This is a genomic window from Streptomyces sp. NPDC021224 (assembly GCF_044332905.1).
Classification (GTDB): domain Bacteria; phylum Actinomycetota; class Actinomycetes; order Streptomycetales; family Streptomycetaceae; genus Actinacidiphila.
Map to the genome: position 1 here is coordinate 726601 of NZ_JBIRPW010000003.1, position 19901 is coordinate 746501.

A 19901-nucleotide genomic window follows, 5' to 3' on the forward strand; every position below is an offset into this window, starting at 1 on the left:
CCCACCGACCAGGGAGTCACCATGGCCGCCCACGACCACACCCCCCACCGCACCGGCTTCCACCTGCCCACCTGGAGCAGGGCGTCCGCCAGCAGCCTGAGCGACGCGGCGACCACCACCGCTGGCTCCACCGTGGCCGCACGGTCGCTCGCCACCGTGCGCATCGCGACCGGCTTCATCTTCCTGTGGGCGTTCCTCGACAAGACCTTCGGCTGGCACTACGCCACCGGCTCCGGCAAGGGCTGGATCGACGGCGGCTCGCCCACCAAGGGCTTCCTGACCGGCGTCTCCGCCGGACCGCTCCAGTCCTTCTTCCACGACATCGCCGGCAAGGGCTGGACCGACACCCTCTTCATGCTCGCCCTGCTCGGCATCGGCGTGGCCCTCACCACCGGCATCGCACTGCGCGTCACAGCCGCCGCCGGCACCGTGCTGATGGCCATGATGTGGGCCGCCGAATGGCCGCCCGCCCAGCACCTGACCGGCGGCGCCCCGAGTATGTCGTCCAACCCGATCGTGGACTACCACGTCGTCTACGCCCTCGCGATGATCCTCTTCGCCCTCACCGCGGCAGGCACCACCTGGGGACTCGGCCGGCTGTGGGAACAGCTCCCCGTCATCCGCCGCAACACCTGGCTCCGGTAACGGCACCGAGTTCCGATCCACGGTGCACCGCCCAACGGCGGTGCACCGTTTCGCTTCACCCTCCGTCACGGTGAGACCTGTCGACAGGTCGGTAGGACCCAGAAGCCTGATGAGGCCGCTTCCTGCGGAGGGACGGCAACCCCCGAAGTGCGAGGAATCCAGGGTCTCCCACCGCCAGCCCGTAGCCGGCCGGGGGTCAAGGGGGCGCAGGTTGCTGTCACAGAAGGAACCTGCTCACCGGGGCGGGGACGGAACGACAACGGACACCTCGACGACGGCATCGACCTACGGAACAGCCTGAGCTTGCCCGTTGACCATGATGCTGCGCCGAAAAACTCCAGGATTCCCGACAGAGTCAAGCTAACGCGATGTGACTCATGACGGAGCAGCGCAGCCGTGATTCCGGGCTGACGCAGGTCGACGGTGCCGCTCGCGGCTCCCGTCATGGCGCCGGATGCCATAGAGCTCGTCCTGTCCGCGTCAGCGGCCGGTCTGCTCGTGGGCGACGGCCGGGCCGAGCCCGGCGGGGAGGTTGCCGACGACGAGGGACACCGCGGCGGCCTCGGCGGGATGCCGGGCGTCTGGCTGGAGCCGTCGGGACTGATCGTCACGGTGCGCTGCCCCCTTCTTTCAGGAGCGGATGGGGAAGGATCCCTGGAACGCCAGGCGACCGTCGGCGTCATCGCCGATGCGGGAGAGGACTTCGTCGAGTGCGATGAACTCCTCCCATGCCGCTCGGCCGGTTTCTTCGGCCAGCCGGGCAACGAGGAGGTCCTCCAGGTCTGAGACGCGCTTGTTCTTCCAGATCTTGTCGGCGAGGCTCACCAGGAGGTCCTCCAAGCCGACACCGGGGGTCTGGTGCAGGGTTGGGTGACAGGTTCGGTCACGCGGCCTGGAGGGCCGGTGTGGTCGTGGGAGGTCGTCGTGCACGGGCGGGCCGGACTTCTTGACCCGGCCGCGCTTCTTGCCGAATACGCTCCCCCCGTGGTTGTCCCGGCAGAGCCGCCATGCTGCCCGGTCCGCCATAGGCCGCGGCCCGGCGCAGGACCTCGTTCTCCTGCTCCAGCAGCTTGACGCGCCGACGTGCCTCCCGCAGCTCCACGCTCTCCTGGCCGGTCGTTCCGTGCTTTGTCCCCTCGTCGATGTCCGCCCGGCGCATCCACTCGGACAGCGTCATCGCGTGCACTCCGAAGTCGGCAGCCACCTGCCCGACCGTCACGCCCGGCCCGCGGTTCCTCGCGACCCGCGCCGCATCCTGGCGGAACTCTTCCGGACAAGGCTCGGGCACAGCGACATCTTTCCCACCCGCCCCACAGGGCAGGCCAATCCGGACGTCACCCGCTCGTGCCCCAGACCCACCGGCACTGATGAGCGCTCCCGGCGAGCTGGGCTTCCGGTGTTCCGCGCTTCGCTGACCTGCGTGGCGGTGGCCGGCGTTGGGCATTGTCGGTCGGCGCTGGCCGGCCTCGGACGGCCCGCAGGCGGCCCCGAGGCCGGGTGCTGAGGCCGCCGCCGGAACCGGCGGCGGCCCTGCAGGCCTCCTTCCTCATGGGAGGGAGCCCGGCATGGATGCCAGCACCGTCACGGCCGTCGCCGCCACGGCCATAGCGAGCGCGTCGTTCGTGGTCTCGATCAGCGAGGCCCGCACCACGCGGCGCCACAATCGGCACTCGGTGGCACCCGCCCTCGAACTCTGGACACAGCGTCGCCAGGGCGGCACGACGGGCCTGCGGTTGTGCAACTACGGCCTCGGACCCGCCGTCGTCACCGGGACCGCCGTGGCGCTCGACGGCGTCGCATTGGGCGGCTGGACCCGCTCGGTCGTCGATGGTCTCCGTGGCGGCCTCGCCGAATGGCCGCACGCCCTCGCCATCAACCCGGGGCACCACGTGATCCCGGCAGGCACGGAGCGTTTCCTGATGTACGTCACCGCATACGACCCCGCCCGCCATCGCGATCTGTGGCAGCTCCTCACCACGCGGCTCACCCTACGGGTGACGTACGACTCGCTCTACGGCGGCGAGGGCTTCGAAGTCCACCACCCGCTCCCGACCGCCTGAGGTTCGGGCTCGGCCCGCCGCGTACCCCCACCAACGGACCGGCCTCTAGAGCCTGTGCCAGGTTCGGATCATGTTGGTCGGAGGCTGCGGATCCAGATGATGGCTTTGCATAGGTGGAGTCCGGCGAGGTAGCTGGTGGCGGTCTTGTCGTAGCGGGTGGCCGGGCCCCGCCAGTCCTTGATCTTGTTATTGCCAGGCCCAGCCGCCCTGCACCGGCAAATCCCGAAACTCATGATCTGAACCTGGAACAGGCCCCAGGCGGTACGAGCCTGTGGTGCAGCAGGAGGTCGAGGCGCCCGCCGTCGAGCAGGGCGGGTACGAAGTCGAGATGCAGGAGATGGGCGAACAGCAGGGGCGGGCCGCGGGTGCGGCCCGCCCTTCGCGTTCCCGTACGGTCGCGGTTGGTTGTCGCCAATTGGTGACTGGTGGCCGGTGCGGGTGGTTGCGTGTTGGGGTGAGCTCAGCGGGGGGACGAGGTGGCGGACCAGCCGGCCAGAAGTTTGAGGCGGTCTTCGGACGCCGTGCCGGGCTCCGCCGTGTAGATGATCAGGTCGTGCACGGCGCGGCCCGGCAGGGGGAGGTCGAGGGACTGGAAGGTCAGCTCGACGTGGCCGACCTCGGGGTGCCGGAGGCGTTTGACGCCGTCGTGGCGGATCAGGACGTCGTGCGCGGCCCAGCGGCTTCGGAACTCGGCGCTGCGGGTGGACAGTTCGCCGACGAGTTCGCGCAGCGCCCGGTCCCGGGGCTCGCGTCCGACCTCCGCGCGCAGTAGCGCGGCCGTCGCGGCGCAGGCGGCGTCCCAGTCGACGTAGAAGTCGTGTGCGCCGGGGTCGAGGAAGGTGAAGCGGGCGATGTTGGGCCGCTCGCGCCTGTCCACCGTGGCGCTGTCGAACATCGGCGCGAACAGGGCGCCGGCCAGCGCGTTGCCGGCGACGATGTCCGTGCGGCCGTTGCGCACGAAGGCTGAGGACGCCGTCATGGAGTCGAGCAGCCAGCGCACCCGGGGCGGGATCTCGACGTCCCTGCGGCGCGAGGGCGTACGGCTCTCCTGCCGCGACGACCGGGCCAGGTCGAACAGGTAGGTGCGCTCGTCCTCGTCCAACCGCAGGGCGCGGGCGACCGCGTCGAGAACGTCCTCGGACACGCCGCCGATGTGACCCTTCTCCAGCCGCGTGTACCACTCGGTGCTCACACCCGCGAGGACGGCGACCTCCTCACGCCGCAGCCCGGGGACCCGGCGACGCGTGCCGCTCGGCAGCCCGACCTGCGCCGGTGTGATCCTGGCGCGCCGGCTCGCGAGGAAATCCCGGATCTCGCCGCGCTTCCCGGGGGATCGCTCCATGCCACTCATGGTAGGCGCCGGTCACGACGGCAAGGGGGTCGAGCTTGTACCCCCGCAAACGCGACCTTCTCCTGCGGCGGCGATCGCGGTCTCCTGGAGGTCGACCGGCCGGACAGCGCGACGACACGCCTTCCAACACGCGGACCGGCACCCGTTCCGACACGGTCGCAGGAACAAGCACCGGAGGTAAGAGATGACGAGCAACGCGCTGACTGTGCCCGCGGTGGCGCTGGGCACCTGGGCCTGGGGCGACAGCGGAGAGGCGGGCGACGGCTACTTCGGCAGCCGGCTGAGCGAGTCCGGTCTGCGCGAGGTCGTCGAGACGGCGCAGTCCAGCGGGTTCACCCTGTGGGACACCGCCGTGGCGTACGGCATGGGCCGCTCGGAGACGGTCCTGTCCCGGGCGCTGACGGGCCTGGACCGCGGCAAGTACCAGCTGTCGACGAAGTTCACCCCGCAGCTCGCGGGCGACGGCGACGATCCCGTCGCGGACATGCTGGCGCAGAGCCTCGACCGGATGGGCACGGACTACGTGGACGTCTACTGGATACACAATCCCGCCGACGTGGAGCGGTGGACGCCGTCACTGATCCCGCTGCTGCGCAGTGGCAAGGTCAGGCACGCCGGCGTCTCCAACCACAACGTGAAGGAGATCGCCCTCGCCGACCAGATCCTCGGCGAGGCCGGCTTCCGGGTGGAGGCGGTCCAGAACCACTTCAGCCTGCTGTACCGCGGCCCCGAGCGCGCGGGCGTGCTCGACTACTGCCGCGAGCACGGCGTTCCGTTCTTCGCCTACATGGTCCTGGAGCAGGGAGCGCTGACCGGCCGGTACAGCCCGGCGGACCCTCTGCCCGAGGGCAGCAACCGGGCGGCCGCGTACAACGAGATCCTGCCCCGGCTGCGGGCGCTGGCCGACCGGATGGGGGCTATCGGAGAGGACCGCGGTGCCTCCACCGCCGAGGTCGCCACCGCGTGGGCACTCGCCAAGGGGACCACCCCGATCGTCGGGGTCACGAAGCCGGCCCACGTCGACGGGCTGGTACGGGCCCGCGGCATCGAGCTCGCCGACGCCGATATCGCGGAGCTGGAGGCGCTGGCGGACGCGACAGGCGTGGACACGCGCGGCTGGTGGGAGCAGGCGATGTGAATGATCCGAACCTGGCACAGGCCCTAGGTGTGGCTGCGGTGGCGGTGCGGGGTTGAGGCGGTGGATCTGGTCGATGAGGACCAGTTGGACACCTGCGGCGGCGTAGGTGTGGCAGACGGGTCGGTGGTCTGGGTCCGGGTCGTGCGGGTGGGGGTGGGGCTGCCAAGGTAGCGGGCGAACTCGGTGACGAGGGTTTTCGCGGTGGCGCCTTGCGGGACGAGGACGTAGGTGACGGGCACGGTGGCATGTCCTGCACACCCACCGCGAACACGCCAGATGGCTGGTGGAGGAGAGGAAGGCGCACTACGTGTTCGTGGTCAAGCAGAACCAGCCGACGCTGCACGATGTGTTGCGTTCCCTGCCATGGAAGGAGGTGACCGGGCGGCGCTACGAGCGCGATTCCGGGCACGGGCGACGAGAGAGACCCGCTCGGTGCGCGCGCCCACCGTCACGGGCCCTGGCCTGGACTTCCCGCACGTGGCGCAGGCGGCGAAAATCCAACGGCACCGCACCGGCATCAGGACCGGCAAGACCACCCGCGAGACCGTCTACACCGTCGCCGACCGGCCGGTGCCTGCGGCATCACCGCACCGGCCACGGACCGGAGAACATGGCCACCCTCCGAAGCTTCGCGATCAGCACCTTGCGGGCTGCCGGCCATCACACCATTGCCGCTGGGCTACGGCGACGTCTCGTACACGCCCTTCACACACCCACTGGACCTGATCGGCCTGCCCCCTGGGCGGCGGTTTGGCGGGTGGTCCGGCGGAGCCGGGGTAGCCGCTCGGCACACCGCCGTTCCGGTCCCGAGGAGAAGTATGTTCCTGTTGGCGTCACGCAGGCTGCGCAGCACCGCCCGCCGGGTCTTCGGCTGGGAGCGGCTGCGTCCGGCGCAGCTCACGGCGATGAAGGAGGTGATGAAAGGCCGCGACGTGCTTGCCGTGATGCCGACCGGCGCGGGCAAGTCGGCCGTCTACCAGGTGCCGGCGGCGCTGCTGGGCGGGCCCGTCGTGGTGGTCTCCCCGCTCATCGCCCTCCAGCGGGACCAGATGCAGGGCCTGCTCGCCTCCGGCGCGCTGCGTGCTGCCGCGGTCAACTCCGCGCAGCGGCGCGGCGACACCGAGAGCGTGTGGGACCGGATCAGTGCCTCCCGCGTGGACGTGGTCTTCCTGGCGCCCGAGCAACTGGCCAAGCCGGAGGTGATCGCACGGCTGGCCGCGGTACGGCCCCGGCTGCTCGTCGTCGACGAGGCGCACTGCGTCACCTCCTGGGGCCACGACTTCCGCCCGGACTACCTGCGGCTGCGCCAGGCCCGGGAGAGCCTCGGTAATCCGCCGGTGCTGGCGCTGACCGCGAGCGCCGCGGCCCCGGTGCGCCGGGACATCGCCGAACGGCTCGGCATGCGCAGCCCGGTGGAGATCGTGGCCGGCTTCGACCGGCCGAACATCGCCCTGGAGGTGGCGTCCTTCCAGGACAAGGCGGCCAGGGACCGCTTCACCGTGGAGCGGGCGGCGGGGGAGCCCAAGCCCGGCATCGTCTACGCCGCGACGCGCAGGCAGGCCGACTCCGTCGCCGCCGACCTGGCGGAGCTCGGCCTGTCGGCCAGGAGTTACCACGCGGGGCTGCCGGCCCGCGAGCGCGGCGACGTCCAGGACCGCTTCCTCGCCGGCGACGTGGACGTGGTCGTCGCCACGTCCGCCTTCGGGATGGGCATCGACAAGCCCGACGTGCGCTTCGTCCTGCACGCCGCCGTGCCGGGGTCGCTGGACGCCTACTACCAGGAGATCGGGCGGGCCGGCCGCGACGGGGCTCCCGCCCGGGCGATCCTGGCGTACCGTCCGCAGGACCTCGGCCTCCAGCGGTTCTTCGCCGCCGGGGCGCCGGACGCCGACGTGCTGCAGCGGGTGGCCGAGCGGTTGCGGGAGGCCGGCGGGCCGGTCGGCGCGACGAAACTGCGTGCCGCGTGCGGCCTGAGCGCCACCCGGCTGTCGGCCGTGCTCAACCTGCTGGAGGAGGCGGGGGCGGTGCACACCGGGCGCACGGGCAGCCGCTGGACGGGGCAGGACGCCGAAGGCGCCGTCGACGCGGCCGTCGCCGGCGCGCTCGCCGCGGACACCGCGCACCGCCGGCTGGAAGAGTCCCGGGTCGAGATGATGCGCGGCTACGCGGAGACCCCCGGCTGCCGCCGCGCCTTCCTGCTCGGCTACTTCGGGGAGACCGTCCCGACGCCCTGCGGGGCCTGCGACGTCTGCGCGGGGCGGCCCGCGGAACCGCTGCCGGGCGAAGGCCGGGAGGTACCCGCGGGGCGGGAGCCGCGGTCCGGCCGCGCCGGGGTGCCCGCGCAGGGCGGCCGGCTCCGCCGGGGTGCGCGCCACGCGGGCGCGGCGTCGCAGCAACCCGCCGCGGACGCCCATCCGTACCGTCCCGGTGTCCGCGTGCACCACGAGCGGTGGGGCGAGGGCGAGGTGATGAGCGAGGGCGAGGGAAGGCTGACCGTCCTCTTCGCGTCGGTCGGCTACCGCACCCTGTCGCTCGATGTGGTGACGCACAAGCAGCTGCTCGCGGTGCTGCCCGAGCAGGCCCGCTGACTGCCTCCGCCACACCCTCCGCCACCGCCGGACCCGTCCGCGAAGCCGCGCCTGCCGCACGGGGGCCCGGTTTCCGGCAACCGGCTGGTGGACGGCCGTCGAAGCTGCCGCCGAGATGCTGGGGCGAACGGCGAGTTTGTCGTACTGGTGGCAACGGCCCGGACCCGGTCCGGTCGTTTGCGCGGCCTGCCCGCCCAGGCCTGGGCAGGCCGCACCGCCTCCAGGACCGGCTCGAACTTGAGGGCAATCAGTTCCTGCACCCTAGCCTTTTGCCATCGGGTGAGCCGATGTCTTGGATCAGCAACGATCGTTTGTGGGGATGTCTGGGTGCTGTCACGGTAGGGGCATGAACCTGCAGACACGCCCCGACATCCTGCGCTACACCGCTTTCACGACCGATCCTGCCGGTGGGAACCCGGCCGGTGTCGTCCTCGACGCGGCCGCGCTGGACGATGCCGCCATGCTCGCGACCGCTGCCGAAGTCGGCTACTCGGAGACCGCGTTCGTCACCGCCGCGGACCACGGGGCACGGCGGTTCCGGCTGCGGTACTTCAGCCCGCTGGCCGAGGTCGCCTTCTGCGGGCACGCGACCGTCGCCACCGCGGTGGCGCTGGCCGAACGCCACGGCCCCGGCCCGCTCGTCTTCGACACACCGGTCGGGGAGATCGCCCTGGACACCACCGCGGACCCGGCGGGTGCTGTGACGGCGACGCTCACCAGCGTCCCCACCCGCTCCCGGCCGGCGACCGGCGAGGAGGTGAGCACCTCGCTTGCGGCTCTGCGCTGGTCGCCCGGCGACCTCGACCCGGCGCTCCCGCCGCACGTGGCCTTCGGCGGCAACGAGCACCTGGTCCTGGCCGTGGCCACCCGCGAGCGCCTGGCGGACCTCGACTACGACTTCGACGCCCTGGCCGCGATCATGCACCGCCACGGCTGGACCACGCTCCAGCTGGTCTGGCGTGAGAGGCCGGAGGTCTTCCACGCCCGTGACCCCTTCCCGATCGGCGGTGTCGTCGAGGACCCGGCAACCGGTGCCGCGGCCGCCGCCTTCGGCGGCTACCTGCGCACCCTCGCAGCCCTCCCGCCCTCCGGCGCCTTCACCATCCACCAGGGCGAAGACCTCGGCCGCCCCAGCCTGCTTCGGGTCGAGGCCTCCGCCACGGACCCACGCGTCCGCGTGAGCGGCCAGGCCGTGGTGATCACGGGTGCCTAGTCCGAGAGCGCCGGGCGACGCCGCTTGGCCCCCTGGCCGCTTGGAGGAGCCTTGACAGCCGCGGAGGACGGGGCGGATGGCAGTATGCTGTGCGGTTGCGGACGGGGGCTCGGTGGAACGGTACGAGATCGAGACCTTCCTCGCGCTGGCCGAGGAGCTGCATTTCGCACGGACCGCCGAGCGGTTGCAGGTCTCTCCCGGCAGGGTCAGCCAGACGGTCAAGGCGCTGGAACGGCGCATCGGCGGCGCACTGTTCGAGCGCAGCAGCCGGCACGTTGCCCTGACTCAGGTCGGTCGGCAGTTCCGCGACGATCTGCTGCCCGCGTACCGGCAGATGCAGCGAGCGGTCGCCGATGCTCAGGGCGCCTGCGCGGACGTCCGTGGTGTCCTGCGTGTCGGCTTCACCGCTGCGTGGTCCGGTGAGATTGTCGTGCGGGCAGGAGACCTTTTCTCCGCCCGGTACCCTCACTGCACGGTCGAACTGCTGGACGTGTCCTACAACGACACCGCCATCGCGGCACTGCGGGCGAAGCAGGTCGATCTGCTGATCGCTGAGCCGCCCGTTCAGGAACCGGACGTGGTCGTGGGTCCTGTGGTGTTCTGCGAGCCCCGTGCACTCGTGGTGCCCGCCCGCCACCCCCTGGCCCAGCGGGAGACGGTGACGCTGGAGGATCTCGCACTGCTGCCGTTGGTGACCACCGCGGGGATATCGCCGGCCTGGAGCGAGGAGTTCTTCCCGCAGCGCACACCGCTGGGCCGGCACATCGCGCGCGGTCCCACAGCCGGCGGCTGGCAGGGGGTGCTGTCGCTGGTCGGCGCCGGAAAGGGGGCCACGGTGGCCGCGGTCAGGGCCGGGAGGTACTACGTCCGGCCTGACATCGCTTACGTGCCGTTCGAGGACGCGGATCCGGTCGCGTACGCGCTGATGTGGCGGGACGAGGACCGCTCGGCCGGGCTGCGGGCACTCGTCCAGACCGTCCTCGACCTCGCCCAGACCAGCGCCTAGCCGGAGATTCCACGGGAGGAGCGGGCAGCTCTGCCCGCGCCGTCCGGGCCGGTGCTCGTCCCGGCTCCCGGCTTGTCGGTTGGAACGCGGTCCTTGCGCAGTGTCAGCGTTGCCGCCGTGGTGGCCAGCAGACCGGCCGCCGCGAGCAGCACGCTCCAGCGCATCCCGGTCAGAAACGACTCCGCGCCGGCCAGCAGCGCCCCGAACACCGCGACCGCGACCGCGCCGCCGACCTGACGGGCGGTGTTGAGCACGGCTCCGGCGGTGCCCGCCCGGTCCGCGGGCACGGCGTCGAGAAGCATCGCGGTCAGCGCCGGTACCGCGAGCGCGCCGCCGAGGCCGACCGGCACCATCAGCGCCGCAACCGCCCACACATCGGTGTGCGCACCGATGGTGAGCAAGGCCGACAGGCCGACTGCGGAGACGAGCTGGCCGGCCACCAGCGGCACCCGTGGGCCGTGCCGGGCGGCCAGTCGCGCCGAGGCCAGGTTCACCACGGCGACCAGCGCGGTCATCGGGATGAACATCACGCCCGCGCGCAGGGCAGACTCCCCGCGTTCCTGCTGGAGGTACAGGCTGAAGTTGAACACCCCACCGTAATAGGCGGCGTTCAGCATGAAACCCACCACCAGGGACACCGCCACCACCCGGGTCCGGAACAGCGGCAGCGGCAGCATCGGATGGGCGCCCCTGGCCTGTGCGGCGAGGAAGCCGGCCGCCGCGACCGCGGCCACCAGCAGCGACAGGACCACGGCCGGATGCCCGAAGCCCTCGGAGCCGCCTTCGATCACGCCGTACGTCAGCCCCCCCATCGTCAGCACCGCCGTCACCTGGCCGACGCCGTCGAGGCGGGCCGGAAGCCGGGGCGACGCCGGGACCCGGGTTGTCAGGGCCAGGGCCAGAACACTGGCCGGCAGGTTGACGAAGAAGATCCACCGCCATCCGACCGAGGCGGTCAGTGCCCCGCCGACCACCGGCCCGGCCGCCACCGCGACGGCACCGCCCACGGTCCAGATCGCGATCGCTCGCGCTCGCTCGCCCTGGTCGGGGAAACCCTGCCGGACCATGGCCAGGGAAGCCGGCATCATCACCGCGGCCGCCGCTCCCTGGAGCAGCCGGGCCACGACCAGCACCCCGAGCCCGGGAGCCAGCCCGCACGCAGCTGAGGCCAGGGCGAACAGCACGAGCCCGCCGCCGAACGCCCTCGTGGCGCCGATCCGGTCGGACAGCGCGCCCGCGGAGAGCATCAGGGCCGCGAACATCAGCGTGTAGCCGTCCACCACCCACTGCAGCCCTGACATGCCGACGTCCAGGCTCCGGCCTATGTCGGGCAGCGCGACCGTGACGATGAGCGCGTCCAGGGAGATGAGGAAGAAGCCCAGCAGGGCCGCGCCGAGGACGAGGGGAGAGCCACCGCGGGCCGTGCCGGGCGGCGCTCCGGACGACGTCGTGGCCAGGGCCGGCATCAGCCGGCCGCCTGCGTGGGCAGCGCCCGGTTGCCGTCGCTCCAGGTCGCGGTCATCACCACCGCGTCGATCAGCCAGCGGTCACCGGTCCGGACCAGCTCCCAGCGGTACTCGCCTCCCAGCGTCCACAAGGGCGCGCCATGTGCGGCGGCCAGACGGTGGGTGGCCTGGAAGGAGGCGGTGCACACGGCACGGTCGCCGTCGAGGTCGACGAGATGGTTGGTGACGAGATGCTGGGTGGTGTCGAATCCGCCGAGCGTGCGTGCCCAGGCGTCGGTGATCTCCTGCGGGCCCACCCAGACCGGTTCACCGCCGGCCAGGCTTGTGTAGTCGAGCAGAACCTTGTCGGCGAACAGCGCGCGCAGTTGCCGCCATTCGCCGCGGTCGGCGTGCACGGCCATCCGGGTGCAGGTCTCGGCGATGGCGTACTTGGACTCGACAGTCGTGACGGGCTCAGGCAAGAGACGACCTCCTGGAAGCGGTGGTGACGGAGGGGTTGGGGTGTTCACAGCGTGCGGGCGAAGTGCTCGGCGGCCGCGGTTGCGACGGCCGGGCGGGCGGTCAGGAAGTCCGCCGCCGCCCGCAGGTCGCGGATCTTCACCTCCGGTGACTCGTAGGCGCGTGGCGCACCGTCCGACTCGCCGTACCCGGTGAAGTCGAAGGACAACGCCGCGAAGCCGCGCCGGGCGAGTTCCTCCGCGTAGCGGTCGGCCCTCTGTTCCTTGACGGAGGTCCAGGTCCCGGCGACGAGGGCGCCTGCCAGGGGAGCGGTTTCGTCGCCGTCGCCGTCGGGCAAAAAGACCGGCCGGCGAGCTTGCCCGCCTCAGCGGCAAGGCTCACCTGTTCGCATACGGGCATGGGAGGACTCCTTCGAAGGCCGGGCCGCGGGAGAGATCACCACGCTCGCATCCTGCGCGGCCCGGAACAACGCCCACCTGCTAAAAGCAGGTTGAGGAGGGCTAAACCTGGTCCTCGTCCCACGCCCGCCCCCGGGGGCGCCGGTGAACGGTTCACCTCACGGTCGTGGTCGCATCCCGGCGAAGAGGGCGTCGAGAATCCGGTCGACGTAAGCGTGGGTGAGTGGCTCCTGGGTGATCAGGAGACGGAAGTACAGGGGTCCGGAGAGGATCGCCATCGCGAGGTCCAGGTCGAAGTCGGGGGACAGCTGGCCCTGGTCTCGTGCCGCTTCGAGGCGGGCGACGGTCTTGGCCGCCTGGGGGGCGATGAAGCGCTCGTTGAGCGCGGCCGCGACACCGCGGTCGTGCTGGGCCTCGCCGACCAGGGTCTGGAACAGGGGGCTGAGCGGCTCACCGGCCAGGAGGTCGACGGCCTCGTAGATCTGCTTTCGCAGGTCGGCGACGACATCGCCCGTGTCGGGGTAGTCCAGGGCCGACTCGCCGAGCGACAGCAGCGCGTCGAGGAGCAGGGCGCCTTTGGAGGGCCAGCGACGGTAGATGGTGTGCTTGCCGACGCCGGCCCTGGCGGCGATCGCTTCGATGCTGAGTTTGGCGTAGCCGAGTTCCTGGCCCAGTTCCAGCGCGGTTCGCTTGATGGATTCGGTCAGGTCGGCGCCACCGCGACGACGGGCGTTGGTCATGCTCCCAGGATAGCGGCACGGCACGTGCCGTGCTTGACAGGAGCGCATGATCCCCCGCACGCTGTGGGACACACACGGCACGGCACGGCACGTGCCGTGCCTCTAGAAGGAGTGGGGTATGGACACGGACGTGATCATTGTGGGCGCCGGGCCGACAGGCCTGATGTTGGCCAACGAACTGCGCGCCGCGGGCGTGCGTCCCCTGCTCCTGGAAAGGCAGCAGCGGCTTCGCGAGACACCGCGGGCGAACGGCCTGAGTGGCAGGATCCTGGACCTGCTGCACTACCGGGGCATGACGTCCGGCCTCCATGCGGCCGCCACCGACCCTCACCCCGCTCCCCGGTTCCCCTTCGGGAACGTGCACCTGGATCTCAGCGGGCTGGCTGATCCGCCCATGCGCGCTGTGCAGATACCGCAGCCGCGTCTTGAGCGTCTGCTCGAAGAACGCGCGGAACGACTCGGCGCCCGGGTCCGTCGCGGTCACGAGGTGGTCGGGGTCGGCCAGGGGCAGAACGGTGTCCTCGTGGACGTCCGTTGCACGGACGGCCCGTACCGGGTGAGCGCCCGGTACCTGGTCGGCTGCGACGGTTCGCGCAGCCGTGTGCGTGACATGGCGGGCATCCCCTTTCCCGGGGCCACCTGTCCCGAGATCAACCGGCTAGGCCAGGTCACGCTGGGGGAGGGGGCCGAGCGGTCCGGCGACGGCGGCCTCCAGGTGCCGGGGTTCGGAAGACTGCCCGCGGGCTTCACGCGGACCGACCGCGGTGTGCTCGGGCTGGGTTGGCTCACCTCCGAGGTGCTGATGGTCTCCACCACCGAGGACGAGGACACCGGCTACGACGACAACACACCGATGTCGCTGACCGAGCTTCAGGACAGCATTCGGCGGGTTCTCGGCGTGAGCTTGCCGCTGGGTGAGCCGCTTCGCCTGTCGCGTTACCAGTTCCAGGACCGGCAGGCCACTCGCTACCGCGAAGGACGCGTCCTGCTGGCAGGCGACGCGGCCCACCAGTTCCCTGCCACCGGGGTCGCGCTCAACGTCGGCATGCTCGACGCGGTCAACCTCGCGTGGAAGCTGGCCGCCGAGGTTCACGGCTGGGCACCACCCGGCCTGTTGGACACGTATCACAGCGAACGCCACGCAAGCGCGGCGCGGACGGGACTGCACACCCGCGCCCAGGCGGCGTTGCGGCGCGGACACGACCCCGCCGCAGAAGCGCTCCGCGAGGTCTTCCAGGAACTGCTCGGCGACGAGGCGCCTCTGCGCCGGATCGGAGCCATGGTCGCCGGAACCGACATCCGCCACCCGATGCCCGGCAGCAACGAGCACCCCCTGACCGGTGCTTTCGCACCCGATCTCGTCCTGGACACCGGCCGGGGCGCCACCAGCGTCGCGGAACTCATGCACCCCGCACGCCCGGTGTTCCTCGACCTCGCGGACCGCCCGGACCTCCGCGAGGCCGCGGCAGGGTGGGGACACCGTGTTGACGTCCACACCGCGGGCACCCAGGACCGGCCGGCTGACGCCGTCCTGATCCGGCCCGACGCCCATATCGCCTGGGCCGCGCCCGTCGGCGCACCGTCCGACACCCTCCTGCCCGCGCTGCGGCAGGCCCTCGCCACCTGGTTCGGACGCCCGCGGGCCGACGAGGGACCGCACCGCCGGCCGGCCACCGACCCCGTAGCGACCGCCCGCGCATGAAGAGGACCCCGCCGTGCACGTACCCCCCGGCGACCCCGACGTGCTGTACCGCTACGGGCCGGAGTGGATACCCTCACCGCGCTCCTGGCACGGCTTCTGAGCGCCTCCGAGTCCACCACCACCGACCTGGAGGTCACAGCAGCCGGTTGACCAGCTGGTCGATGTAGTCCGGGGTGAGCGGGCTCACGTCGAACAGGACGCGGATGTACATCGGGGCCAGGACGTGGTCCAGCACGTCGAGAGCGTCGGGTGCTTGCTCGCCGCGTTCGCCCGCGCGATCAAGCATGGCCTGCAACTGCCGGGTGCGTTCGGCGCGGAGGGCGTCAGCCGCCCGCTTGCCCGGCTGACCGCCGTTCGACAGGGCGACGGCGAGGCGTACGAGCAGCAGGCCGTCCGGTCCGGTGATCTCGCGGGCCACCTGGGCCGCATAGATGCGCAGGTCACCGCTCAGGCTCCCGGTGTCGGGCATCGGCGACTGCGCGTTGAGGCGGGTGAGGGCCACATCGCTGAGCAGGGTCTCCAGATCGCCCCACCGGCGGTAGATGCTGCTGTCGGCCACGCCCGCGCGGACCGCGACCTCGCCGACGCTGAAATTGCCGTAGCCACGCTCATTGATCAGGTCGGTCACGGCCTGGTGCACCTGCGCGCCGACGCGGGCGCTGCGCCCGCCGGGCCGCCGGGCTCGCTGTTGCTCGCTCATGCCCGCCACCTTAACGCAGTCAGGGCTTGCGTTTGCAGTTGGCCCTCCCTACAGTCATCTAATGCAGTCGCTGACTGCGTTAGCGTGCTCGGCTGCATCGCCACCGCGTCGACCGCGGCAGGGCGCAGCGACTGAGCGCAACCACCAACGAAGGAGAACCCGCGTGACCGCATCGCATGTGGCCGCAGGCGGTCGATCGAACCGGGGCGTGCTGCTCACGGTGACCTGCCTGGGCCAGTTCATGGTGCTGCTCGACAGCACGATCGTCGGAGCGGCGCTGCCCGACATGCAGCACCGGCTGCACACCCAGCTGACCGGCCTTCAGTGGATCGTCGACGCGTACGTGCTGCTGGTCGCGATGCTCCTGCTGTCCGGCGGCATCTTCGCCGACCGGTTCGGTCGCAAGCGGGTGTACCTGACCGGGGCCGTCGTGTTCACCGTCGCGTCGGCGCTGTGCAGCCTCGCCCCGTCGACCGGTTGGCTGATTGCCGGCCGAGCGCTGCAGGGCATCGGAGCCGCGGCACTGGCGCCCGCGTCGCTGGCCCTGCTCGCCGCCGCGTACCCGGTGGCGCAGGAGCGCGTCAAGGCGATCGGGCTGTGGGCCGGGTTCAGCGGAATCGGCCTGGCCGCGGGCCCCGTGGCCGGCGGTGTGCTGACCGACGCCTTCGGCTGGCCCGCCATCTTCCTGGTCAACCTGCCCATCGGGGCGATCCTCCTGCTGGTCGGACTGCGCCACCTGGGCGAGTCCCGCAATCCGAACGCCCCCACGATCGACGTCCCGGGCACCGTGCTGTCCGTGCTGGCTGTGGGGACGCTGACCTACGGGCTGATCGAAGGCGGCGCGCGCGGCTGGACCTCGCCGGTCATCCTGGGCAGCTTCGCCGCCGCGGCGATCCTCCTCGCCGGCTTCGTCGCCGTCGAAGCGCGCCGCCCCGCGCCGATGATGCCGCTGCGGCTGTTCCGCGAGCGACTGTTCACCGTGTCCAACGCCGCCATGGTCGTGGTGGGGTTCGCGCTGATGGGCTCGTCGTTCTTCTTCTCCCAGTTCTTCGTCTACGTTCAGGGCAACTCGATCCTGAGCGCCGGCCTCAAGACGCTCCCCACCTCGCTGACGATGGTGGTCGTCAGCCCGATCGCGGGCCGGCTCGCCGTCCGGTACGGCTTCCGAAGCGTGGTCACCGCCGGCCTGGCCCTGGCCGGCGTGGGGCTGCTGGCGCTCGGCACGGTGCACGCCCACACGGGCTACACGAACGTGTGGTGGCGCCTGGCCCTGGTCGGCACGGGCTTCGCCCTGACCCTGTCCCCTCTGACGGGAGCCGCCATCCAAGCCGTCAGCTCGCAGGAGGGTGGCCTGGCTTCGGGGATCAGCAGCACCACCCGCCAGATCGGCGCGGTGATCGGTGTGGCGGTGCTCGGAGCCGTCGTCCGCAGCCGGCAGTCCGGCGGCGCCTCGTTCGAGGCCGGCCTCAACAGCGCCTTCATCGCGGCCGGCGCCATCACCGTGGGCGCCGCCGTGCTCACCGGCCTGTGGCTGACGAAGTCGCAGCCCGCGGAGGGCTCGACGGCGCCACACCGTTCCACCGAGCCGGATGCGGTGGTCACCACCTCGAACAGGGCGTCCGCGAATAGCTGTTGACGGCAACACCGACCGTGGACCGCATACGTCCCGATGGATGGTCATCGTCCCGCACCAACCATCCGCGCGGCGGGGGCTCAGACGTGAGACGACCGCGCGGTCTGCCGGGCGGATCCTGCACCACTTACGAAACCGAGGAAACAACCGTATGCGTACTCTGACCTACCTCGTGGCGGCCACCCTGGACGGCCATATCGCCGAACCCGGCGGCGCCGATCCCACCGGCACGCTCTTCGACGTCGGCCAGGACTACCTGGACCACGCCATCGCCAACTATCCCGAAACGTTGCCCACCGGCGCCCGCCAGGCCTTCGGCGTCACCGATCCCGGCACCCGGTTCGACACCGTGCTGGAGGGCCGCCGCTCCTACCAGCTCGGCCTGGACGCCGGCATCACCAACGCCTACGCGCACCTGCGGCACCTGGTGTTCTCCCGCACCCTGGCCGACAGCCCCGACCCAGGTGTGGAAGTGGTTGCCGACGACCCCGCCGCAACGGTGCGCAAGCTCAAAGCCGAGCCTGGCCGCGGCCTCTGGCTCGTCGGAGGCGCCGCACTGGCAGGCGAACTGTTCGAGGAGATCGACGAGATCGTCGTCAAGGTCAACCCCGTCGCCTCCGGTACCGGCATCCCGCTGTTCACCGGCCGGAACCAGGCCTTGCGCCGCCGCTTCGCCGTACGCGACCACACCGTCCTGGCCGGCGGAGTGGTGATCCTCACCTACATCTCCGACTGAAGCAGCTGCTACGGCTCACCGATCGGCCGCTCCCGGTAGCGCATCCCGGGACGCTCCGGCCGGCAGCCCCGCCGACGGCTCGGCGTTCCGCCCTGCGGCCTGCCGTATCTCGACCCGCAGCGCGTCAGGGATCCTCTCGACCGTGCCGTCGTCCTGATCGCCCCCTTCCGGCGTCGATTCCCGGACCGGCCGAACCATCGGAGACGGGTCCGGTGGGTACTCCCAGTCGGGCGACGACTGGTACCACTCGGCCAGTCTTGCCAGTTCGTTCTGCGTGCTCCGAGAGATCGGCAGCCTGTTCAGCTCACAGGGGTATCCGTAAGGACTGTCGATGAGATGAGGATCGCCGGACGGGCCTGGCCACAAAGGGGTGTCGAGGCCGTACTCGAAGAAGAACCGCAGATGACAAGGCACCCCGCACCCTCTCACAGCCCTGCTGACGCTGCGCGTGCACGACGACCGACGGCGTTCCTCCTGCGTCCCGGCGGTCGCTGCCCCTCAACTGAGGACGCCCGGGCGGGGACGACGAGCTGGGCGGATACCTGGCCACCCCGCGGCTGCTCGCAGGAACGTCAGGCGGTGGTCCCGACGGGGTAGGCCAGGCGTCATCCCCTCTGCGCCCAGAGGGGATGACGACGTCCGTGCGAGGGCGGGGGAGCCGCTGACCGGTGAGCAAGGCCGTGACCTTGGCGGATGACCTGTCGGGGCCCGGCGAACTGGTGCCGAGGGGGACGTGCCCTACCGAAGCGTGCTGCCGGAGACCTGCGGCTTGCCCGCGCCGATGAAGAAGACGCCGGGGTATCCAGCGGTGGCGAAGCCGTGGCTGGCGTTGGAGCGCAGCTCGCTGCTGTGCAGGGCCAGGGTGCCGGTGTGGTCGTTGCTGACGAAGAAGAACGCCCCGCCGCCCTCCACGGCGTCGTTGTGCGCGATCAGCGAGCCCTCGACGGTGACCGTGTACGTGTCGCCGTCGGTGTAGACGCCGCCGCCGCTGCCGCCCCCGGGCGTGCCGCCACGGGCAGGGTTGGCCCCTTTGCCCACCGCGGAGTTGTAGCTGATGACGCTGTTGAGCACCACCCATGACACCCCGATACTGCTCAGCGCACCGCCGTTGGAACAGCTGCCGCCCAGGCCGGGCGCCCCGCCGAAGGTGCTGCCGGTGATGTAGACGGGCAGGCCGTGGTACTGGTCGAGGACGCGAATCGCCGCCCCGCCGAGGTCGGGGCCGGTGCGGTCGCAGCGGTTGCGGACGAAGCGGTCGTTCACCGCCTTGAAGCGACCGCCGCGGACGAAGATCGCGCCGCCGCCCCCGCCCTCGGCGGTCTCGCCGGTGGAGTTGCCGTCCGCGAAGGTCAGGTTCTGCACGACGAGCTGCGGCGTGGCTTGGTCCTGGCAGTGCGAGGTGGTCCAGCCCTGCGCCTGGTCGCAGGTGTCCATGGAGAGGATGCGCCGCCTGCCCGCGCCGCTGAGGGTGACCTTGCCGCCGCCGTCAAGGACGACGCGGGCGGCGGCGTTGCGCACTTTGGCCGTTGCCTTCATGGTGATCACCAACGGGTCAGGGCCGCAGGAGAAGGTGATGACGCCGCCCGCGGCGACCGCGGCCACGACGGCGGCCGAGGTGCAGCTCGCCGGGGTCCCGTCGCCCACGGTCCGGGTCGGCGACGAGGTGTCCACCGCCCGCGCGGCGGCCGGGACCGCCGCATGGCCGTCCGGGTTCCCCGCGGCGGGAGCGCCCGGCGCGGGCAGTTTCACCGTCGCGGACGGCTTGGGCCGGTGGGTGCTCGACGCGGTGGCCGGCTGCGAGGAGGCGGCACCGGGGGAAGCAGGTGCTGTGGGGGCGGACGCGGACCTGGGGGCTGCCGACGGCGCGGCGTCGGCACGGTCGGAGGACCCGCCGCAGGCCGTGGTGAGGGCGCAGGCCAGCAGGCAGGCGAGCGCTGCTGTGGCAGAGGGCGTGAGGCACATCGCCCGATGCTAGTCTTCTGAGTCAGGAATTTCGTTCATATCTGTAGACTTGGCCTGTGGCACGGACGGGTCGGCCGAAGGCCGAGTTGGTGTTGTCGGTTGAT

The 19901-nt window shown here is 71.4% G+C and carries 19 protein-coding genes; 9 read left to right on the top strand and 10 right to left on the bottom strand.

Translation table 11 applies throughout. The features are described from left to right. Positions 1-21 precede the first annotated feature (21 nt). Positions 22-645 carry a hypothetical protein gene (locus tag ACH4PY_RS11620; RefSeq protein ID WP_398179195.1) on the top strand — a complete coding sequence of 208 codons (624 nt, stop codon included), beginning with the start codon at positions 22-24 and terminating at the stop codon, positions 643-645. A 630-nt stretch (positions 646-1275) separates the two neighbouring features. Here ACH4PY_RS11620 and ACH4PY_RS11625 read toward each other — a convergent pair. Both ACH4PY_RS11625 and ACH4PY_RS11630 read right to left on the bottom strand, forming a co-directional pair. Continuing rightward, positions 1276-1470, bottom strand: a complete 195-nt coding sequence (locus ACH4PY_RS11625; RefSeq protein WP_398179198.1) for a hypothetical protein — start codon at positions 1468-1470, stop codon at positions 1276-1278. A 58-nt stretch (positions 1471-1528) separates the two neighbouring features. Beyond that, complete coding sequence (locus ACH4PY_RS11630) at positions 1529-1849, bottom strand: transposase (RefSeq protein WP_398179201.1); 321 nt, start codon at positions 1847-1849, stop codon at positions 1529-1531. A gap of 361 nt (positions 1850-2210) precedes the next feature. Between ACH4PY_RS11630 and ACH4PY_RS11635 the strand changes: the two genes are divergently transcribed. Beyond that, positions 2211-2705, top strand: a complete 495-nt coding sequence (locus ACH4PY_RS11635) for a hypothetical protein (RefSeq protein ID WP_398179204.1) — start codon at positions 2211-2213, stop codon at positions 2703-2705. Positions 2706-3165: 460 nt separating this feature from the next. On the opposite strand, the gene ACH4PY_RS11640 is transcribed toward ACH4PY_RS11635, so the two are convergent. Further along, positions 3166-4047 (bottom strand): helix-turn-helix transcriptional regulator, encoded by an 882-nt coding sequence (locus ACH4PY_RS11640; protein WP_398179207.1) that lies wholly within the window; start codon positions 4045-4047, stop codon positions 3166-3168. 193 nt (positions 4048-4240) lie between these two features. On the opposite strand from ACH4PY_RS11640, the gene ACH4PY_RS11645 reads away from it, so the two are divergent. Continuing rightward, positions 4241-5194 carry an aldo/keto reductase gene (locus ACH4PY_RS11645; protein ID WP_398179210.1) on the top strand — a complete coding sequence of 318 codons (954 nt, stop codon included), beginning with the start codon at positions 4241-4243 and terminating at the stop codon, positions 5192-5194. A gap of 23 nt (positions 5195-5217) precedes the next feature. On the opposite strand, the gene ACH4PY_RS11650 is transcribed toward ACH4PY_RS11645, so the two are convergent. After that, on the bottom strand, positions 5218-5433 hold the full coding sequence (locus ACH4PY_RS11650) for a hypothetical protein (protein WP_398179212.1): 216 nt from the start codon (positions 5431-5433) through the stop codon (positions 5218-5220). A gap of 579 nt (positions 5434-6012) precedes the next feature. Here ACH4PY_RS11650 and ACH4PY_RS11655 point away from each other — a divergent pair. The 3 genes from ACH4PY_RS11655 to ACH4PY_RS11665 all read left to right on the top strand — a co-directional run bounded on the left by ACH4PY_RS11655 (position 6013) and on the right by ACH4PY_RS11665 (position 10001). Then, positions 6013-7782, top strand: coding sequence for a RecQ family ATP-dependent DNA helicase (locus ACH4PY_RS11655; RefSeq protein ID WP_398179215.1), 1770 nt, complete (start codon positions 6013-6015; stop codon positions 7780-7782). 346 nt (positions 7783-8128) lie between these two features. After that, entirely contained in the window at positions 8129-8995 is an 867-nt protein-coding gene (locus tag ACH4PY_RS11660; protein ID WP_398179218.1) for a PhzF family phenazine biosynthesis isomerase, read from the top strand. A gap of 112 nt (positions 8996-9107) precedes the next feature. Beyond that, positions 9108-10001, top strand: coding sequence for a LysR family transcriptional regulator (locus ACH4PY_RS11665; protein WP_398179222.1), 894 nt, complete (start codon positions 9108-9110; stop codon positions 9999-10001). Here ACH4PY_RS11665 and ACH4PY_RS11670 read toward each other — a convergent pair. The 4 genes from ACH4PY_RS11670 to ACH4PY_RS11685 form a co-directional block, all read right to left on the bottom strand. After that, positions 9998-11467, bottom strand: a complete 1470-nt coding sequence (locus tag ACH4PY_RS11670) for an MFS transporter (protein WP_398179225.1) — start codon at positions 11465-11467, stop codon at positions 9998-10000. The genes ACH4PY_RS11665 and ACH4PY_RS11670 overlap by 4 nt on opposite strands. Continuing rightward, positions 11467-11928: a nuclear transport factor 2 family protein gene (locus ACH4PY_RS11675; RefSeq protein WP_398179228.1), complete on the bottom strand. Its 462-nt coding sequence runs from the start codon at positions 11926-11928 to the stop codon at positions 11467-11469. Before ACH4PY_RS11675 ends, ACH4PY_RS11670 begins: the two co-directional genes overlap by 1 nt. A 44-nt stretch (positions 11929-11972) precedes the next feature. Then, positions 11973-12263 (bottom strand): alpha/beta hydrolase, encoded by a 291-nt coding sequence (locus ACH4PY_RS11680; RefSeq protein ID WP_398179231.1) that lies wholly within the window; start codon positions 12261-12263, stop codon positions 11973-11975. A gap of 219 nt (positions 12264-12482) precedes the next feature. Next, a complete protein-coding gene (locus ACH4PY_RS11685) occupies positions 12483-13064 on the bottom strand; it encodes a TetR/AcrR family transcriptional regulator (RefSeq protein WP_398179234.1) in 582 nt (193 codons plus the stop codon). Between the two features lie 118 nt (positions 13065-13182). On the opposite strand from ACH4PY_RS11685, the gene ACH4PY_RS11690 reads away from it, so the two are divergent. Next, positions 13183-14766 carry an FAD-dependent monooxygenase gene (locus ACH4PY_RS11690; RefSeq protein ID WP_398179237.1) on the top strand — a complete coding sequence of 528 codons (1584 nt, stop codon included), beginning with the start codon at positions 13183-13185 and terminating at the stop codon, positions 14764-14766. A 133-nt stretch (positions 14767-14899) separates the two neighbouring features. Here ACH4PY_RS11690 and ACH4PY_RS11695 read toward each other — a convergent pair whose 3' ends face one another. Then, positions 14900-15466: a TetR/AcrR family transcriptional regulator gene (locus ACH4PY_RS11695; protein WP_398179240.1), complete on the bottom strand. Its 567-nt coding sequence runs from the start codon at positions 15464-15466 to the stop codon at positions 14900-14902. Positions 15467-15707: 241 nt separating this feature from the next. Between ACH4PY_RS11695 and ACH4PY_RS11700 the strand changes: the two genes are divergently transcribed. Beyond that, positions 15708-17102, top strand: coding sequence for an MFS transporter (locus ACH4PY_RS11700; RefSeq protein ID WP_398179369.1), 1395 nt, complete (start codon positions 15708-15710; stop codon positions 17100-17102). A 148-nt stretch (positions 17103-17250) separates the two neighbouring features. Beyond that, positions 17251-17835, top strand: a complete 585-nt coding sequence (locus ACH4PY_RS11705) for a dihydrofolate reductase family protein (RefSeq protein WP_398179243.1) — start codon at positions 17251-17253, stop codon at positions 17833-17835. A 738-nt stretch (positions 17836-18573) separates the two neighbouring features. On the opposite strand, the gene ACH4PY_RS11710 is transcribed toward ACH4PY_RS11705, so the two are convergent. After that, a complete protein-coding gene (locus ACH4PY_RS11710; RefSeq protein ID WP_398179246.1) occupies positions 18574-19797 on the bottom strand; it encodes a hypothetical protein in 1224 nt (407 codons plus the stop codon). Positions 19798-19901: the final 104 nt, after the last annotated feature.

What these genes read in the sequence shown, in the direction of transcription:
- ACH4PY_RS11620 (WP_398179195.1), top strand. Translation starts at nt 22, where the DNA reads ATGGCCGCCCACGACCACACCCCCCACCGCACCGGCTTCCACCTGCCC.
- ACH4PY_RS11635 (WP_398179204.1), top strand. Translation starts at nt 2,211, where the DNA reads ATGGATGCCAGCACCGTCACGGCCGTCGCCGCCACGGCCATAGCGAGC.
- ACH4PY_RS11640 (WP_398179207.1), bottom strand. Translation starts at nt 4,047, where the DNA reads ATGGAGCGATCCCCCGGGAAGCGCGGCGAGATCCGGGATTTCCTCGCG.
- ACH4PY_RS11645 (WP_398179210.1), top strand. Translation starts at nt 4,241, where the DNA reads ATGACGAGCAACGCGCTGACTGTGCCCGCGGTGGCGCTGGGCACCTGG.
- ACH4PY_RS11655 (WP_398179215.1), top strand. Translation starts at nt 6,013, where the DNA reads ATGTTCCTGTTGGCGTCACGCAGGCTGCGCAGCACCGCCCGCCGGGTC.
- ACH4PY_RS11660 (WP_398179218.1), top strand. Translation starts at nt 8,129, where the DNA reads ATGAACCTGCAGACACGCCCCGACATCCTGCGCTACACCGCTTTCACG.
- ACH4PY_RS11670 (WP_398179225.1), bottom strand. Translation starts at nt 11,467, where the DNA reads ATGCCGGCCCTGGCCACGACGTCGTCCGGAGCGCCGCCCGGCACGGCC.
- ACH4PY_RS11685 (WP_398179234.1), bottom strand. Translation starts at nt 13,064, where the DNA reads ATGACCAACGCCCGTCGTCGCGGTGGCGCCGACCTGACCGAATCCATC.
- ACH4PY_RS11690 (WP_398179237.1), top strand. Translation starts at nt 13,183, where the DNA reads ATGGACACGGACGTGATCATTGTGGGCGCCGGGCCGACAGGCCTGATG.
- ACH4PY_RS11695 (WP_398179240.1), bottom strand. Translation starts at nt 15,466, where the DNA reads ATGAGCGAGCAACAGCGAGCCCGGCGGCCCGGCGGGCGCAGCGCCCGC.
- ACH4PY_RS11700 (WP_398179369.1), top strand. Translation starts at nt 15,708, where the DNA reads ATGGTGCTGCTCGACAGCACGATCGTCGGAGCGGCGCTGCCCGACATG.
- ACH4PY_RS11705 (WP_398179243.1), top strand. Translation starts at nt 17,251, where the DNA reads ATGCGTACTCTGACCTACCTCGTGGCGGCCACCCTGGACGGCCATATC.
- ACH4PY_RS11710 (WP_398179246.1), bottom strand. Translation starts at nt 19,797, where the DNA reads ATGTGCCTCACGCCCTCTGCCACAGCAGCGCTCGCCTGCCTGCTGGCC.